Below are 15,475 nucleotides of genomic sequence, written 5' to 3'. Positions count from 1 at the left end.
AACTCATGAAACGACAACCATCAATCGACATTGTTCGTGGCATAGTAATGATTATTATGGCTCTGGATCATGTTCGGGATTTGATGCATATTGACTCGATTACACAAAGTCCAACCGATTTGTCAACCACTTCGCCTTTGTTGTTTTTTACGCGTTTTATTACTCACTTGTGTGCACCTGCTTTTGTTTTTCTGGCAGGAAGTTCGGTTTATCTTTCGCTTCAAAACAAAAATAATTTAGCCGGGACAAGAACGTTTTTACTCAAAAGAGGATTATGGCTAATTGTACTTGAATTTACCCTTATTAATTTTGGTTTGTTTTTCGATATTGGTTTTCACTCTCTTTTATTTGAGGTTATAGCTGCAATAGGCTTGGGATTTATGACTTTAAGTTTGCTACTGAAAATCCGCTCCCAAACATTAGGCATTATTGGACTCTTAATACTCTTTCTTCACAATCTCTTACCGCTTATTCCATTTGCAGAAAATTCAATTCTAAAAAGTGCTTTAACACCATTTTTTAGTCCGGCTGTCTTCCCGTTTTCAGGCAGAGTCTTTATTATAGGTTATCCTCCAATCCCATGGCTTGGAATTATGCTCATTGGTTTTGCAACAGGGAAATTCTTTGAATTGGGGGAAGAGAAAAGAAACAAACTAATCCTTAAAATTGGTTTCAGTGCTTTAGCCTTATTTACCATCATTCGCTTCGTAAATATTTATGGTGATCCTGCTTTATGGACAACACAAAAAGATTTTGTTTTTACTTTTTTGTCTTTTATCAATGTGACCAAATATCCTCCTTCACTCCTATTCTGCCTGATTACTTTAGGTATTATATTTTTACTGATTGCTTTTGCAGAACGATTCTCAAACAGAATCAAAAAAGTGGCTTTGGTTTATGGCAAAGTGCCTTTGTTTTATTTTGTGGTTCATTTTTATGTCATCCATATTCTAACACTTCTTATGCTTTTTGCGCAGGGTTTCAGCTTTTCGCAATTTGAATTTGCAACGGGAACTTTTGGAAGACCTAAAGATACAGAAAGCGGTTTTCCTCTTTGGACAGTTTATCTGATTTGGATTTTTGTAGTAGCGTTGCTTTACAAACCTTGTAAATGGTTTGGAAAATATAAAGCTAAAAATCAACATTGGTGGCTTAAATACATTTAAATTTCATTAAAAGTTAAAATACAAATGCTTTAAATTCTGTACGTATTTTTTTATATTAGCTTTTTAAATTTTCTAAGCCAAAATAATTAAATAATGAAAATCAGAATTTTATTTCTTGCATCCTTAATTGCTGTTTCTTGTAAAAACGAAAGCAAAACTGAAACTACTCAAGCTACTCAAAAAGACATTTTAGAAGCCACATTAAAACCTAAAGTTAATGCTGAAATAAATGTTGAAGAAGCTGATACTCTTGTGCTTTCTAAAAAACATAAACCCAACCAAATTAGCTGTGATTTGGATGGAGATGGAAAAGACGAAATGGTAGAAATTATTAGAAGTACAAAAAATGACAAAAGCGGTTTAAAAATAACTTTTGGTAATAACAAAAGAACCGACTATTTCGGATTCGGTAATAATGTTTTAAATCAGGGATTTGACGAAATTGATTGGGCTGGAATATTCGAGAAAGCCCCAAAAGGAAAAATCGTCTGGAATAATGTAAACGACAACGGTGAAATTATGGGAGACGAAGAAATTAAAGAAGAAGATAAAATAACACTCCCAAATGACGGAATCTTTATTCATGCCGAAGAAAGCTGTGGTGGTGGTATTATTTATCTGAAGAACGGAAAATACGAGTGGGTTCAACAAGAATAAGTTTTTCCAATTCTATATAATTCTAAAAATATTGAAAGATGAAAAATGCATTAGAAATTGCCAATCGTTTTAGAGAAACTATTTTAAACGGAACCTGGATTGCCAACACGAATTACAAAGATCAACTTCAAAATCTGGATTGGAAAATTGCTGTTACTCCTGTTCAAAGTTTAAATACTATTGCGCTTCTGGCACAGCATATTCATTATTACATTGATGGAATAAACAATGTCTTTAAAGGCGGAACACTTGATATAAAAGATAAATTCAGTTTTGACTTTCCTCCTATTTCTTCACAGGAAGACTGGGAAATGTTTTTGACTAGATTTTGGACTGCTTCTGAAGAGTTTATTTCTTTTGTTGAACAAATGTCTGACGAAAAATTAAATGACTTTTTTGTTGATGAGAAATATGGAAGCTACCAAAGAAATATTGATGCTATGATTGAACACAGCTATTACCATTTAGGACAAATTGTCCTGATCAAAAAAATGCTGAATAATTAAAACCGAAACTTTTAAACATAAGTTCTACGTGCCAAAATGAAGAAACTAATTTTATTCCTGCCTTTATTCTTATTGTTCATAAATTGTAAAAAAGACAAAACATTCCTAAAAAAAGAAAATAGTATTGTCGAAGATACAACCAATATCGTTGACACTAAAAATGACAGTACTGCATTATTAGCACTCACTAAGAAACTTTACGAATGGGAGGAACAAAAAAGTATTGGAACAGACTTTAGTCCTGTTGAAGATAAAAGCACAGACAGTATTTATAGCGGAATCGACATAAAACTTCATAAGGCCAGACTTAAAGAGCTTGAAAACACTCATTTGTTTTCAAAGGATTTTATTGATAACTATAATAAAATTGCACTAAAAATTGACAGTGAATTTAAAAGTGGGAATTTAAAATGGGATGTTGGTGAACTTCCTCCATTTGGTACAGGAGCAAGTCCATGGTGTAATTGCCAGGATACTCCTGATCATTTTTTGGATAAAATCTGGATTATGCACCTTTCTATAGAAAATAACAAAGCCTTTTATAATTGGAGCTGGGGCGATGGCATTGTATATAATATTAAAGCTGTAAAAGAAAATAACGAATGGAAAATATCCTATCTGGAAGGTTTCGATTATGATAGTTTTGTCGAAAGTTTTCAGAAAACAAATGATTTTACCGGAAGATGGGAAAATGGTATGGTTTCACTTAATATTGGAAAGACTTCTCTGGCTTTTGAATATCATGGACAGTGCGTTTACTTTTATCCGGTTCGCAAAATAAGTGATACGGAGTTTGAAATGATCTGGGCAAGAGAAATGGACTGTAAATTTGATAATGGCACAGATGAAACTTTCGGATTAAAAGAGATTCCGCAAATTGGAAAGCCATTTTCGAAAATTACTCTTAAAAACAATGTTTTACATGTTCAGTATTATTACAAAAAATGGATAGAAAAATACAGCGAACAAGTAAGTGGTGTATTTACTTCAGAATATGAAAAAGAACGTGAGAGCTATTAATTTCAATAAAAAACTCTAATGAAAAATTTTCTTTTCACTTTACTATTTTGTGTGCAGTTTTCGTTTTCGCAAAATACGGATCATCTCAATACTGTTCTGAAACAGCTAAAACTAAAAGAAAGCCAGATAAGAATTGAGCTTTTTACTGAAAAAATATTGCCTTATGATAAAAGCAAAAGCATTTTAGTGATTCCAAAATATGCTTCTGATATAGAAGAAGGCTCTTTCGTATTGGACGCTTACCTATTGCTAATAGATAATGCGACAGGAAAAATAATTTCCAAATTTATTGAACCCAATGCATGGACATCTGATGCCGTAATTTTAACCGATGTTACTATTGATACTGGATTATATCATTTAAACAAAACCACAAGAGCATTTGGAGTTAGGGCAGATTATCGTACCCAGAGCCAGCCAAACCCCTACAACGAAACCAACTTATCGCTATATGTTGTCGAAAAAAACACTTTAAAACCTGTGCTTCATAACTATACTATTTACAGATACCGAGGAGAATGGGACATGAAGTGTAATGGCGAATTTGAAGACAATGATTCAACTATTGATATCGATAAACTGCAAACCAATAATTTTAATAATCTTATTGTAAAAACAAAGATTACTAAAACAAAAAACACTTATAAAAATGACGATTGTGTCTCTAAAGAAACGATTAAAAAAGAGACCTCCAAATTGATTTTTAATGGTAAGGAATACAAATAGAGAAAACAATCTTTATTTAAACTTAAATACTACGAACAAATGAAAACAAAACTTTTAGCCTTACTAAGCATAATTTGCCTGATAAGTTGTAAAGATTCTAATAAAATTGAAAGAGAAAACGAACCTACAATTTACAGTGTTGAAAGTCAGGATGAAGAAATGAATGCGGCGATACTAAAAGCAAATGAAACTTTAAAGGATTTTAATGCAGGATTACTGAATCCTAAAGCTGAAAGTCAGGCTTTAAAGGTTCATTTTACAAATTCAAGCGGAACCGAACATATGTGGGTTGGAGATATTGTTTTTAAGGATGGTAAATATTCCGGAATTTTAAACAATGATCCTGAATATGTTAAAGAATATAAATCTGGTGACAAAATAGATATTGACCCTTCTAAAATTAGCGATTGGATGTATCTGGAAAATGGAAAATTATTTGGCGGTTATACTATAAAAGTTTTACGAAACAGAATGAGTGAAGAAGAACGCAAACAATTTGATGCCGAAAGCGGTATGCTAATCGATTAAATTATTGATTTTTAAAAATTACTCAATGAAAAATATCCCATTCTTGTTTCTCTTTATTTTATTTTCAAATTGTAAATCAGACAAAAAAGAGGAAGAAACAGTTGCTTTAAAAGAGAAGGTAATAAAAGAGATTCCTTTTGTTTTAAATGTTAAAAAAATAGATTCGACACAGTTTCCTGAATCCATAAAATACGAAGGTTTTATTAAAAATGCTGTTCGCTGGAAAGACAAACTAGGTGATAATATTGTGGTTACAACTGAAACGGGTTATCATATTAATCCTAAATTCGAACATGAATCTGACGGCTCTGATGCTGAATTATTTGCTTATCATTTTATAGTTTCCGGAAATAAAGCCAAACAAACCTGGAAAGTTTACGATTATATTGCAGATTGCCCGGTTGATATTGTGGCGTCATTTGTGAAAGACACTTTTCAGGTTACAGATTTAAACCATAACGGAATTGCTGAAATCTGGTTAATGTATAAAACGATTTGTCACGGCGATGTGAGTCCGTGTGACATGAAAATTATTATGTACGAAGAAACACAGAAATATGCAATGCGTGGAGAAAATAAAGTTCAGGTGGGAGTTTACGATAATGGCGAAAAACAATTTATAGGCGGTAAATTTAAGTTTGATGAAAATTTTACAAATGGCCCAAAAGTTTTTAAAGAATTCGCCCGTAAATTATGGAACGAAAATCTTATGGAAAACTGGGAAAATTAGAAACAGACAAACCTAACATTACAGATGAAAAACATACAAACTATTCTTTTAATTCTTGCAATTACTTTTGGAGTTAAATCGGTTGGACAAACAAAAACAAAGTCGGTTGTTCCTTCAAGGGAAACAGTTGAGGAATTTTATGATGCTATTTTTGCAAATGATACTCCAAAAGCCTTAAAAATGATTGGTACCAAATTTCCAGCTAATTACGAACCACAAAATAAAGTTACACCATTGCAAGCTGTAATCTGGCAAAATAATTTAGTGCTTGTAAAAGCTTTAGTTGAAAAAGGAGCGAATGTAAACAGCTCAAATTCTCAGGCAATTGATGTTGCAGCAGAGAAAGGAACTCTTGAAATTTTATCATATTTAATTCAAAAAGGCGAACCTATTTCTAATAAAGCTTTTAATACTGCCGGATTCAATCATTTTTACGATTCTGCCAAATTACTTTTGCTAAAAGGTGCCAGTCAGGAAAAAGGAGACATCAGAGGTAAACTCTGGGTGTTTGAACAAGCGGTAAGAAAATCTGATTATGAGGTCCTGAACGCTTTAAAACTAAACAAAGAAGAACTTAATTCTCATAATTACGACGGGGAAACTGCTTTGATAATTGCCGTAAAAACTAAGAATACCGAAATGGTAAAATACCTCCTGAAAAAAGGTGCAGACAAAAATAAACCCGAAACTTTTGACGCCGGCGACGATATTTCTTATGGTAAAAAACCTATCCAAATTGCAACGAAAATGAAATTGACAGAAATTGTAAAATTGCTTAAATAACCTAAATAATGTTTTATAATCTTTCCTGTTTAACACAAGTTTTTTACTTTACTTCTTATAAAAACTAAACGTTCTTATCTAGCCCTGATAGAGCCGATATCCTCGTATCCCGATGGCTATCGGGAGGAGAGATAAAGGCGAAAGCGGGACTGAAAGTTATTGTAAAAATGATAATTTCTGCTCCTTAAAAAAATCTAAAAAAAGGCATAGTTGTTGAAAGTTAAAAGAAATATATTTACACCTTCAAAAGAAACATTATGCAAAAAACTACTTTACTCTTTTTTATATTCTTTTTGGTCCTTTCTTCTTGCGGCGTAAAAACAACTCAAGCCTTAATAAGTGACGGAAATTATGATGGAGCTATTGATCGTGCAGTCGAAGCTTTAAGATCAAACAAAGATTCTAAGGGAAAACAAGATTACGTGTATTTATTGGAAGAGGCTTTTGCTAAAGCTAAAGAAAGAGATTTACGCGATTTGGAAATGCTCTCTAAAGATGCAAATCCTGCCAACGCTGAACGTATTTATAATACTTATTTACAACTGCATAATCGTCAGGAGAAAATCAGACCTATTTTACCTTTGAAGTTGATCAAGCAAGGTAAAAATGCTTATTTCCCATTTGATAATTATTCAAATGAAATTGTAAACAGTAAAAATGCCCTTTCAAAATATTTGTATGAAAATGCTTCTGCCCTTTTAAAATCAACAAATAAAATGGATTTTAGAAAAGCATACGACGATTTTGCTTATCTGGAAAGTATTAATCCCGGTTATAAAAATACCAAAAAATTAATGGATGATGCTCTTTTTAAAGGGACAGATTTTGTAGATGTGTACGCAAAAAATGAAACCAATATGGTGATTCCGAAAATGCTTCAGGAAGATCTTTTGGATTTTAAAACCTATGGATTAAATGATAAATGGACGGTTTATCATAGCGTAAGGCAAAAAAACACAATCTACGATTACAGTCTGATAATTAATTTTAGAGCTATTTTTATTTCGCCGGAACAGATTAAAGAAAAAGAATTTATAAAAGAACGTCAGGTAAAAGATGGCGTAAAAACACTTTTGGATAGTCGAGGAAGACCTGTAAAAGATAGTTTAGGCAAAGAAATTAAAGTGGATAATATTAAAATTCTTCGCGCTACGGTTTATGAGTTCAGACAATTTAAATCTTGTCAGGTAACGGCAAAAGTTGATTATGTGGATTTGAAAACAAATCAGTTAGTACAAACTTTTCCAATTAGCAGTGAATTTGTTTTCGAAAATATTTATTCGAAATATAAAGGAGACCGCAATGCCTGTGATGAAAATTATATGAATTATTTTTCCAGAGGGGCTGTTGCTTTTCCAAATAATGAGCAAATGGTTTATGATACGGGTGAAGATTTGAAAGCCAAACTAAAAGATATTATTGTGAGAAATAAAATTAGACGATAACACTTCCTAAAAAATATTCTTTTTCTTCTTAATTTTTTAGTATTTATTTCATATAAATTTTAACATTTATATAGGAATATACTATTTTCGCACTGCTTTACCGTAACTTAATTCCTAATGATGAAGATTGCCAAAAAACTTTTTATTGTTTTACTTGGATCATTAACTATTGTTGTAAATTCCTGCAGCAATTCAGAAGATCATTCGCAATACACTCCTCCTACACTTGTAAGTTTTGAAGAAACAGGTTTATTAGGAAAACCTATATCAATAAAAATCGAAAATTTTGAAGTAGACAAAGTACAGATTTTTTTCGATTTGGAAAAGGCCTATATACAATCTTTTTCAGAGGATGAGATTATTGTTATTGTTCCTCCTACTCTTAAAAGAAGTAATCCAACATTAAAGATTATTGACTTAAATGAAAACAAAACAATACTCGAAAAAACATTTTTATTAAAGAAACCGATCATTTCCAAATACAATAGTGATGCTATTACATTTAATGAAACCCTAACTATTTACGGTGAAAATTTTGATTCCAATAAAGATCTTGTATCTGTACTTGTAAACGATGAAAAAGCCATAGTCCTGAATAGTGACTATAACAAAATAGAAGTACAAATTCCGTCGCAAATCATTTCATCCGATTTAAAAATAAAAGTGAAGTCTCAACTTCAGGAAACTACTTCATCAGTTTCTTTGGTATTAAAAAAACCTATTATTAAGAATATTCAGCAAAGTGAAATATGGTTACAACAATATCTATATATTGATGTTGAAAACTTTAATCCGGATAGTAAATATGGCGAAATACTTATTAATGATATCCCGGCTTATTTTAACTTTTCAAACGGAAAGGTTGAAATTACAGTACCTCCCGGACCGTATAAGAATTTTGCAATCAATAATATTACTTATAAAACTGCAGGATTAACAACAAGTTATGAGACAAATCTCAAAATCGCAAATGATTTTATTCTGGTTGATCATATTGATGATTCAAATATTGAACACGAGATTTTTACCCATAACAATAAAGCGTATGTACTCAGTTCTGTAGTTATCAATTCTAATGACGTTTTTACCCGTAGTTATTCTTTACTTGAATTTTCGCCAGTAACAGAAAAGTGGACCAAATTAACCTCTTTTAAATACTCAGGTAATATTGTAGATGCTGTATTTGATAATGACGACACGCTTTATCTGTACAAAATGTCTGTTGCTAATCAGTCATTTACTATGAGTAAATTAGATTTAAATACATTTAGAGAATCTGAAATAGATCTTCCTAGTAATAAAATTTTTGGTCCAACATTATTTGCTTATCGTGACAATCTTTATATGATAAATGGTTTAAACAATGTCGATGGAAAAGTTTCGGTTCGTGATCAGAAATACAAATATTCAAAAACTACAGGCACCTGGACGACATTACCAGGTTCCTCATTTTCAACTCTTCCGCTAACCAGTAAAGAAGGTTCAGGAAAATGTAAATATCTATTTAACGGAGATAACATTTACATTTCATATGGGCTGAATTATAAAACTTATAAAATTAATCCAAATCTTAATGTTACGGAATATCCATATCGCTTGTATCTTGAATATGGAAATACTATTATTGGTCAAAATGTAAATTATAATCAGTTACTTTTTAATATTGAAACAAATCAATACAAAACTTTAGATGTTTATGGATTGTTTGGATATACCAGTAATTTTTTCACTTTAAATAATCAAATATATTATCTAAAAAATAGCTGGTCTGTATATTATCAAAATACTACCTATACTCAAAAACTAAAAAAAGATTTTTTTAATGGAATACTTTAAAAAATATACAACATTTATTCTCTTAAGTTTACTTATTTTGGGATGTTCTGCTGATGAAGAATCTCATAAGCCATTAGAAATAACAATTACTAATTTTAAAACTTCTTACAGCGAAGTAAAACTTGACTGGGAACTTCAAAGACCAAAAGGGGTTATTATTGACGATTTAATTATATACAGAATAGAAAAAAACGGCGAATCTGGCTTTTATCTGGAAAAGCTGGTAGCAAACCTTCCTTCAAATGAGACTTCGTTTGTGGATAATGATGTTCCTTATAAAGACGAAGTTTCTTATTCTGTTCGAATTTCTTACAGAGATGAAAGAGAAAAAGACCCCATTCGTAAAGAAATGAAAAGTGAAGAAAAAAAATTTATTCGTGAAATTGTAAAATTCAACGAACCTCCTTATCAGGTACAAAAAGATCCTCTTCAACCAAATATTTTTCACATTCTTAACAGACAAAACAATGCTTCTTTAGTAAGATATAATGGTTTAAAGAATACTATCGAACATAGAACAAAATTTGAAGACGCTTTCTTTATAAATCATAAATTTCATATTATAAACAATAATGAAATTTATATTGCAAATACAAAAGGCAAGGTATTAAAGATAAATGCCGATGATTATAAAACATTAGGCACTTACTTTCCTCTGGTTACAGACAATATGAATGCTTTTTTTGTTTCAGAGAATCGTATTTACTATCAGGATGATGAACAATGGTGTATTTATGATTCTTCTACAGGAAAATCCGCAAGAAGCGGTTATGTAAATAGTGCCAACTATATAGAGTATATTGGCGATAACAAAACCTTATTTCTATACTGCGAAAGTGAGCAATATAGTGCCATGTACTTTCTGGGATATACTCGCGAAAATTGTCCCGATTTTACAAGCTGTTCTCCTGTAAATTATTATCAAACACCAAGTTCTGTAAAACCAAATTCGATTGATGCGAATATTTTCTCATGGAATGCTGATAAATCAAAATGTATTTCTTCAATCAATGGTGTTGTCTTTGATGTAAATACATTAAAGCCTGAAATAAGATTATATGATATTACAGGCAAACGTTATTTCCAATATGCCTATGATGCTGATAATAATATTTATGCTGCTTTACAGGGTGAAAAAAGGATTCATAAATTCAATTCACACTACAAACTTGTCGAAGTTATTGACACAAAATTATATCCATTATTTCCAATGATTACTACAGAAGGACTAAAAGTTTTGGGAAGTTATGAGCCCGTTTCTTATTGGAGCTATGGATACGGAAATAATTTTAGTTTTAACGTAAGATGTGCTATTGAAACGTTTAAGTAAACAATTTCCTTTTTATTGCTGATTTTTTAATCAGAAATAAAATAATACCATAATTATGTAACATGGTAATCTAAAAAAAGGTGCATTTTTATTGCGCCTTTTTTCGTTTTCGATCTTTTTCAGAAAAAAAACATTTTTTTTAATGCGCAACCGAAAAGTTGCGTATATTTGCAATTAATTAGTTGCGTAATTTTATTTAAAAGATGAATCGAGATGTTTTTCAGGCTATTGCCGATCCGACCCGCAGAGCGATTTTAGTTTTGATTTCTTCGACCGCATTGACGCCAAATGCGATTGCAGAACAATTTAAAACCACCAGACAAGCCGTTTCGAAACACATTAAAATATTAAACGAATGTGATTTACTGGAAGAAAAAAAAACGGGTAGAGAAATTTATTATCAACTCAAAATTGATAAAATGAAAGAAGTTGATCAGTGGCTGGAACAATTCAAGAAGATTTGGGAACAGCGTTTTGATCAGCTGGATCAAGTATTACTTAATTTAAAATCTAAAGAAAATGAAAGCTGATCTTTTAATGCATTTTTCCGTTGACAAGGAAAATAAAACAGTGAATATAAAACGTGAATTTAATGCATCATTATCTAACGTTTGGTCTGCCTGGACAGATGCCTCAGTTCTGGATTTGTGGTGGGCACCAGCTCCGTTTAAATCCAAAACAAAGTTTATGGATTTTAGAGTGGGTGGAAAAAGATTGTATGCAATGGTGAGCCCTGAAGGCGAAGAACGCTGGAGTATATTTGAATACACTTCGATTTCTCCTAAAGTAAACTTTAAACATTCCGCTACCTTTTGCGATGCCGAAGGTCTTCCTAATTCGAATTTAGGAAGTTCTTATTGGGATATTACTTTCTCAGAAAACAAAGATTCTACAATTGTTGACATTGCTATTAAGCGAGGCAGTTTGGAAGAATTAGAAAAAGTAATTGAAATGGGGTTCAAAGAAGGTATTACAAGTACAATGCAAACCCTGGATAAAATTCTGGAGACAAAAAAATAAAACAATTTCATAAAATAACTATTAATAAATTTAAAATCTAAAGAAAATGAAATCGAATCTATTAATGAATTTTACTGTAAATAAGGAAAATAATACGGTGAATGTAAAAAGAGAATTCAATGCTTCACTGGCAAAAGTTTGGTCTGCCTGGACAGAAGCTGAAATTTTAGATCAATGGTGGGCACCAGCTCCCTGGAAATCGCGAACAAAAAGTATGGAATTTAAAGAAGGTGGAAGAAGACTATATGCAATGGTCGGTCCTCAGGGAGAAGAACATTGGGCAATTGCCGATTTTACTTCTATAAGTCCAAAGACTAATTTTAAATATCTGGACGCCTTTTCTGACAGCGAAGGAAATCTAAACAAAGAATTTCCACGTTCCAATTGGGATGTGACTTTTTCTGAAGAAGGAAATTCAACTTTTGTTGATATCATAATCAAACATGATAAACTTTCTGATTTGGAAGCAATTATTCAAATGGGCTTTAAAGAAGGCTTTACGATTGCAATGGAAGGTTTGGATGAAATTTTTGCCGAAAAAGCTTAAGAAATTAATAAAAAATACCGTTTTTCAAATCCTGCATTTACGCAGGATTTTTTTTTAAACACAAATTAGTTTCTTTAAATTAAAACCTTACTATTGTATCCTAATTTTAAAATATTCTAAAACCATAATTCATGAAACATATTCTACTTTTTTTCAGCCTTATAACATTATTATCCTGCAAAAGCAATATAGAAACTGCTGACAGTTTTTCGCAAAAAATTATAGACAATATTAAAAATAAGGATGCAGAAAAAATCTATGCTCTTTTTATGACACCCGAAGAAACGGCAATTTATGGTTTTGAAACTACAGCAATCAGTTCTGAAGAAATGGCTAATTTAAAATCTCCTGAAGAATATTTTAAACTGATAATTGATAAATCAAACAAAAATAAAGCGTTTGAAATTAAAACTATCAACCAGTACCTTGATCATTTTAATAAGATGTTAGACTGGAACAAAGTAAGAATAACTAAAGTTGAGTCTAATTTAATAGAAAGCAAAAAGGTTCATCACATGAAAGATAAATCGGAAGCAAATTGTGAAATTTATGACTTAACCATTACATTAAAACTTGAAGATAATAAAGAACGTCTTGTTAAAATTAATAAAGCAATGAAGCTGGCCGATAGATGGTTAATTTTTCCTGTACATAGCTTTGGTATAGAAGTTCCTGAAGAATAGCTGATATAATCTTAATATTTTACATCATTTGATAATGAAAAAACTTTTTACTCTAACCTTTGTATTTTTTTCTTTTACTTTAACGTTCGGTCAAAAAAGTAAAACTAAAATTACAGAAACTCCTAAGCCTTTTGTTTTAGGTGTTATTGAAGAAATTCAATCCAAAGAATTAAACGAAAAAAGAATTCTGAATATTTATTTGCCGGAAGGCTATAATCCTGCTGAAACAACAAAATATCCTGTCATTTATTTGCTTGATGGTTCTGCTGATGAGGATTTTATCCATATATCAGGATTAGTCCAATTTAATAGTTTTGAATGGATTAATCAGGTTCCAAAATCAATTGTTGTGGGTATTGCAACAGTAGACAGAAGAAGAGATTTTACATTTCCGACAAACATTGAAAATGATAAAACCCGCTTTCCAACCACAGGTCATTCAGATCAGTTTATAACTTTTATCGAAAAAGAATTGCAACCTTTTATTGAGAAAAAATACAAGACCAACGAATCTAAAACAATTATCGGACAATCTTTAGGCGGATTATTAGAAACAGAAATCCTGCTTAAAAAACCTTTCCTGTTTAATAGATATGTTATTGTAAGCCCAAGTCTGTGGTGGAATAACGGTTCTTTACTTGATTTAGACTCTGAAATACTGAAGGAAAATTTCAACCAACAGATCGATATTTATATTGCCGTTGGAAAAGAAGGATTAACACCAACAGAAATTCCAAGAGTTATGGAAGTTGATGCAAATGTATTGGCTGAAAAAATAAAAGCATCTAAAAGCAAAAACATTAAAGTTTATTTCGATTATTTCCCAGAAGAAAACCATGGTACCATTCTGCATCCGGCAGTTGCTAACTCTTTTAAATTCTTTTATCCTCAGGCTAAAGAATAAAAAAATGTTTTAAAAAACAACTTCTTTTGTTTAATCAAAAATCATAAAAGAAACTCTTTTTTTTATGATTTTTTTGTTTTAAAACAATTATAACCACCTATAAAACAAAAGAAAGCACAATTTAAAAAGAAACCAACAGCCTAAATATATTAAACAAAAAAAAACAAACAACATTACGGTTTCCCGTAAAGACAATAGATTATTGTTACTGTATATTTGGATCAAAAAAATTAACAACTAATCAAAATAATTTAACCTAAAACCTGCTTGTCTTTATCTCTCAATTAAAAAAAGAATAACTATTCTTTTAGATGCCAACCAAAATAAAACAAATCTATAACCTAAATAATTTAATGAAAAAACAAATTTTATTTATTGCCTTAATTTTATTTCTAACTCTTAAAAGTTACTCTCAAATCGGTTTCGAAAAAGGTTTCATTGTTACCGAAAACAATCCAAAAACAGAATGCTTGATTGAAAATATGGATTGGAAAAATACTCCGGTTAATTTCAGATACCGCCTATCTGATACTTCTCCAATTATTAATGCAGATATTAGAAGCGTAAAAGAATTTGGCATCACTGGTCAAAATAAATTTATTAGAGCGGTTGTCAATATAGACCGATCAACAAAAAACCTTCAAAATATGACAAAAGGCAAAGATCCTGTTTTTCGTCAGGAAAACTTGTTTTTACAGGTTCTTATGGAAGGAAATGCTTCTTTGTATTTGTATGATGATGGAACAGTAAGACGTTTTTTTTATAAAACAAACAGTTCGGAGATAAAACAACTTGTTTACAAAACTTACTTTTTAAATGACGATACGGACCAAATTGCAAAAAACAATTACTTTAGAGAACAGCTTTATCTGGATTTAAAATGCGATAATATTCAACAAAATGAGTACGAGAGCTTAAGCTACACCAAAAATGCTTTAATACGTATTTTTACAAAGTATAATAAATGTACTAATTCTGAATTTGTTGATCTTGAAGTAAAAGAGAAAAAAGATTTATTTAATCTTACGCTTAGACCTAGATATAATAATAGTTCTCTTTCTATGAATAATTCTCTTTTTAAAGGATTGGATTTTGATTTTGGAGGAAAATCAACTTTTGGTTTAGGAATTGAGGCTGAATTCATTTTACCATTTAATAAAAACAGATGGTCTGTTATTGTAGAACCGACATATCAATATTACAAAGGCGAACAAACAATACAAAGCTCTCAGGTTGTTGGTGGTACATTAACCGGTAAAGTAGATTACAAATCAATTGAATTACCAATTGGAGTTAGACGTTATTTCTTTCTTAATAAAAACGTTCAGATATTTGCTAACGGGTCCCTTGTAATGGACATTAACAACAATTCCAGTGCTAGTGTTACAAGAAATGACGGCAGTGAGCTCAATAAATTAGATGTAAAATCCGGAATAAATTTTGGATTTGGTCTGGGAGCTAAGTTTTTAGATAAATTTAGTGCAGAAGTAAGATATCAAACTCCAAGAGGTCTTTTGGCCGAAAATCCAAACTGGGGTTCTTCTTATCAAACTACTTCTTTAATTGTTGGCTATTCTTTCTTTTAATTATATTT

General features: G+C 31.0%; 17 protein-coding genes. All 17 read left to right on the top strand.

Annotated features, from left to right (window positions below; translation table 11 throughout):
* Positions 1 to 5 precede the first annotated feature (5 nt).
* Positions 6 to 1,166 carry a DUF1624 domain-containing protein gene (locus tag ACFS3A_RS01185; protein ID WP_379823391.1) on the top strand — a complete coding sequence of 387 codons (1,161 nt, stop codon included), beginning with the start codon at positions 6 to 8 and terminating at the stop codon, positions 1,164 to 1,166.
* A gap of 93 nt (positions 1,167 to 1,259) precedes the next feature.
* Positions 1,260 to 1,823, top strand: coding sequence for a hypothetical protein (locus ACFS3A_RS01180; protein WP_379823389.1), 564 nt, complete (start codon positions 1,260 to 1,262; stop codon positions 1,821 to 1,823).
* A 38-nt stretch (positions 1,824 to 1,861) separates the two neighbouring features.
* Positions 1,862 to 2,329, top strand: coding sequence for a DUF1572 domain-containing protein (locus ACFS3A_RS01175; protein WP_379823388.1), 468 nt, complete (start codon positions 1,862 to 1,864; stop codon positions 2,327 to 2,329).
* Positions 2,330 to 2,365: 36 nt separating this feature from the next.
* Positions 2,366 to 3,349, top strand: a complete 984-nt coding sequence (locus tag ACFS3A_RS01170) for a hypothetical protein (RefSeq protein WP_379823386.1) — start codon at positions 2,366 to 2,368, stop codon at positions 3,347 to 3,349.
* An 18-nt stretch (positions 3,350 to 3,367) separates the two neighbouring features.
* On the top strand, positions 3,368 to 4,075 hold the full coding sequence (locus tag ACFS3A_RS01165) for a PA3715 family protein (RefSeq protein WP_379823385.1): 708 nt from the start codon (positions 3,368 to 3,370) through the stop codon (positions 4,073 to 4,075).
* 39 nt (positions 4,076 to 4,114) lie between these two features.
* Positions 4,115 to 4,603 carry a YegJ family protein gene (locus ACFS3A_RS01160; protein ID WP_379823383.1) on the top strand — a complete coding sequence of 163 codons (489 nt, stop codon included), beginning with the start codon at positions 4,115 to 4,117 and terminating at the stop codon, positions 4,601 to 4,603.
* A gap of 25 nt (positions 4,604 to 4,628) precedes the next feature.
* Positions 4,629 to 5,333 (top strand): M949_RS01915 family surface polysaccharide biosynthesis protein, encoded by a 705-nt coding sequence (locus tag ACFS3A_RS01155; RefSeq protein ID WP_379823382.1) that lies wholly within the window; start codon positions 4,629 to 4,631, stop codon positions 5,331 to 5,333.
* A 24-nt stretch (positions 5,334 to 5,357) separates the two neighbouring features.
* Entirely contained in the window at positions 5,358 to 6,116 is a 759-nt protein-coding gene (locus ACFS3A_RS01150; protein ID WP_379823381.1) for an ankyrin repeat domain-containing protein, read from the top strand.
* Between the two features lie 257 nt (positions 6,117 to 6,373).
* Entirely contained in the window at positions 6,374 to 7,561 is a 1,188-nt protein-coding gene (locus ACFS3A_RS01145; protein WP_379823380.1) for a hypothetical protein, read from the top strand.
* A 117-nt stretch (positions 7,562 to 7,678) separates the two neighbouring features.
* Positions 7,679 to 9,397 carry an IPT/TIG domain-containing protein gene (locus ACFS3A_RS01140; protein WP_379823378.1) on the top strand — a complete coding sequence of 573 codons (1,719 nt, stop codon included), beginning with the start codon at positions 7,679 to 7,681 and terminating at the stop codon, positions 9,395 to 9,397.
* Positions 9,384 to 10,727: a hypothetical protein gene (locus ACFS3A_RS01135; protein WP_379823377.1), complete on the top strand. Its 1,344-nt coding sequence runs from the start codon at positions 9,384 to 9,386 to the stop codon at positions 10,725 to 10,727. The genes ACFS3A_RS01140 and ACFS3A_RS01135 overlap by 14 nt, the downstream gene beginning before the upstream one ends.
* A 203-nt stretch (positions 10,728 to 10,930) precedes the next feature.
* On the top strand, positions 10,931 to 11,257 hold the full coding sequence (locus tag ACFS3A_RS01130) for an ArsR/SmtB family transcription factor (protein WP_379823376.1): 327 nt from the start codon (positions 10,931 to 10,933) through the stop codon (positions 11,255 to 11,257).
* Positions 11,247 to 11,747, top strand: a complete 501-nt coding sequence (locus ACFS3A_RS01125) for an SRPBCC family protein (protein WP_379823374.1) — start codon at positions 11,247 to 11,249, stop codon at positions 11,745 to 11,747. Before ACFS3A_RS01130 ends, ACFS3A_RS01125 begins: the two co-directional genes overlap by 11 nt.
* 46 nt (positions 11,748 to 11,793) lie before the next feature.
* Positions 11,794 to 12,294: an SRPBCC family protein gene (locus tag ACFS3A_RS01120; RefSeq protein WP_379823373.1), complete on the top strand. Its 501-nt coding sequence runs from the start codon at positions 11,794 to 11,796 to the stop codon at positions 12,292 to 12,294.
* Between the two features lie 131 nt (positions 12,295 to 12,425).
* Positions 12,426 to 12,977 carry a hypothetical protein gene (locus tag ACFS3A_RS01115; RefSeq protein WP_379823372.1) on the top strand — a complete coding sequence of 184 codons (552 nt, stop codon included), beginning with the start codon at positions 12,426 to 12,428 and terminating at the stop codon, positions 12,975 to 12,977.
* Positions 12,978 to 13,011: 34 nt separating this feature from the next.
* Positions 13,012 to 13,881 carry an alpha/beta hydrolase gene (locus ACFS3A_RS01110; protein ID WP_379823370.1) on the top strand — a complete coding sequence of 290 codons (870 nt, stop codon included), beginning with the start codon at positions 13,012 to 13,014 and terminating at the stop codon, positions 13,879 to 13,881.
* A gap of 353 nt (positions 13,882 to 14,234) precedes the next feature.
* Positions 14,235 to 15,467, top strand: a complete 1,233-nt coding sequence (locus tag ACFS3A_RS01105; RefSeq protein ID WP_379823368.1) for an outer membrane beta-barrel protein — start codon at positions 14,235 to 14,237, stop codon at positions 15,465 to 15,467.
* Positions 15,468 to 15,475 lie beyond the last annotated feature (8 nt).

It is taken from the genome of Flavobacterium notoginsengisoli, assembly GCF_042686225.1.
Taxonomy (GTDB): domain Bacteria; phylum Bacteroidota; class Bacteroidia; order Flavobacteriales; family Flavobacteriaceae; genus Flavobacterium; species Flavobacterium notoginsengisoli.
Note: the sequence above shows the minus strand (reverse complement) of the source record. Positions and strands in the feature narration are given on the sequence as shown.

Bases quoted from the DNA above. Each gene is read 5' to 3' on its own strand.
- ACFS3A_RS01185 (WP_379823391.1), top strand. From the start codon at position 6: ATGAAACGACAACCATCAATCGACATTGTTCGTGGCATAGTAATGATT.
- ACFS3A_RS01180 (WP_379823389.1), top strand. From the start codon at position 1,260: ATGAAAATCAGAATTTTATTTCTTGCATCCTTAATTGCTGTTTCTTGT.
- ACFS3A_RS01175 (WP_379823388.1), top strand. From the start codon at position 1,862: ATGAAAAATGCATTAGAAATTGCCAATCGTTTTAGAGAAACTATTTTA.
- ACFS3A_RS01170 (WP_379823386.1), top strand. From the start codon at position 2,366: ATGAAGAAACTAATTTTATTCCTGCCTTTATTCTTATTGTTCATAAAT.
- ACFS3A_RS01165 (WP_379823385.1), top strand. From the start codon at position 3,368: ATGAAAAATTTTCTTTTCACTTTACTATTTTGTGTGCAGTTTTCGTTT.
- ACFS3A_RS01160 (WP_379823383.1), top strand. From the start codon at position 4,115: ATGAAAACAAAACTTTTAGCCTTACTAAGCATAATTTGCCTGATAAGT.
- ACFS3A_RS01155 (WP_379823382.1), top strand. From the start codon at position 4,629: ATGAAAAATATCCCATTCTTGTTTCTCTTTATTTTATTTTCAAATTGT.
- ACFS3A_RS01150 (WP_379823381.1), top strand. From the start codon at position 5,358: ATGAAAAACATACAAACTATTCTTTTAATTCTTGCAATTACTTTTGGA.
- ACFS3A_RS01145 (WP_379823380.1), top strand. From the start codon at position 6,374: ATGCAAAAAACTACTTTACTCTTTTTTATATTCTTTTTGGTCCTTTCT.
- ACFS3A_RS01140 (WP_379823378.1), top strand. From the start codon at position 7,679: ATGATGAAGATTGCCAAAAAACTTTTTATTGTTTTACTTGGATCATTA.
- ACFS3A_RS01135 (WP_379823377.1), top strand. From the start codon at position 9,384: ATGGAATACTTTAAAAAATATACAACATTTATTCTCTTAAGTTTACTT.
- ACFS3A_RS01130 (WP_379823376.1), top strand. From the start codon at position 10,931: ATGAATCGAGATGTTTTTCAGGCTATTGCCGATCCGACCCGCAGAGCG.
- ACFS3A_RS01125 (WP_379823374.1), top strand. From the start codon at position 11,247: ATGAAAGCTGATCTTTTAATGCATTTTTCCGTTGACAAGGAAAATAAA.
- ACFS3A_RS01120 (WP_379823373.1), top strand. From the start codon at position 11,794: ATGAAATCGAATCTATTAATGAATTTTACTGTAAATAAGGAAAATAAT.
- ACFS3A_RS01115 (WP_379823372.1), top strand. From the start codon at position 12,426: ATGAAACATATTCTACTTTTTTTCAGCCTTATAACATTATTATCCTGC.
- ACFS3A_RS01110 (WP_379823370.1), top strand. From the start codon at position 13,012: ATGAAAAAACTTTTTACTCTAACCTTTGTATTTTTTTCTTTTACTTTA.
- ACFS3A_RS01105 (WP_379823368.1), top strand. From the start codon at position 14,235: ATGAAAAAACAAATTTTATTTATTGCCTTAATTTTATTTCTAACTCTT.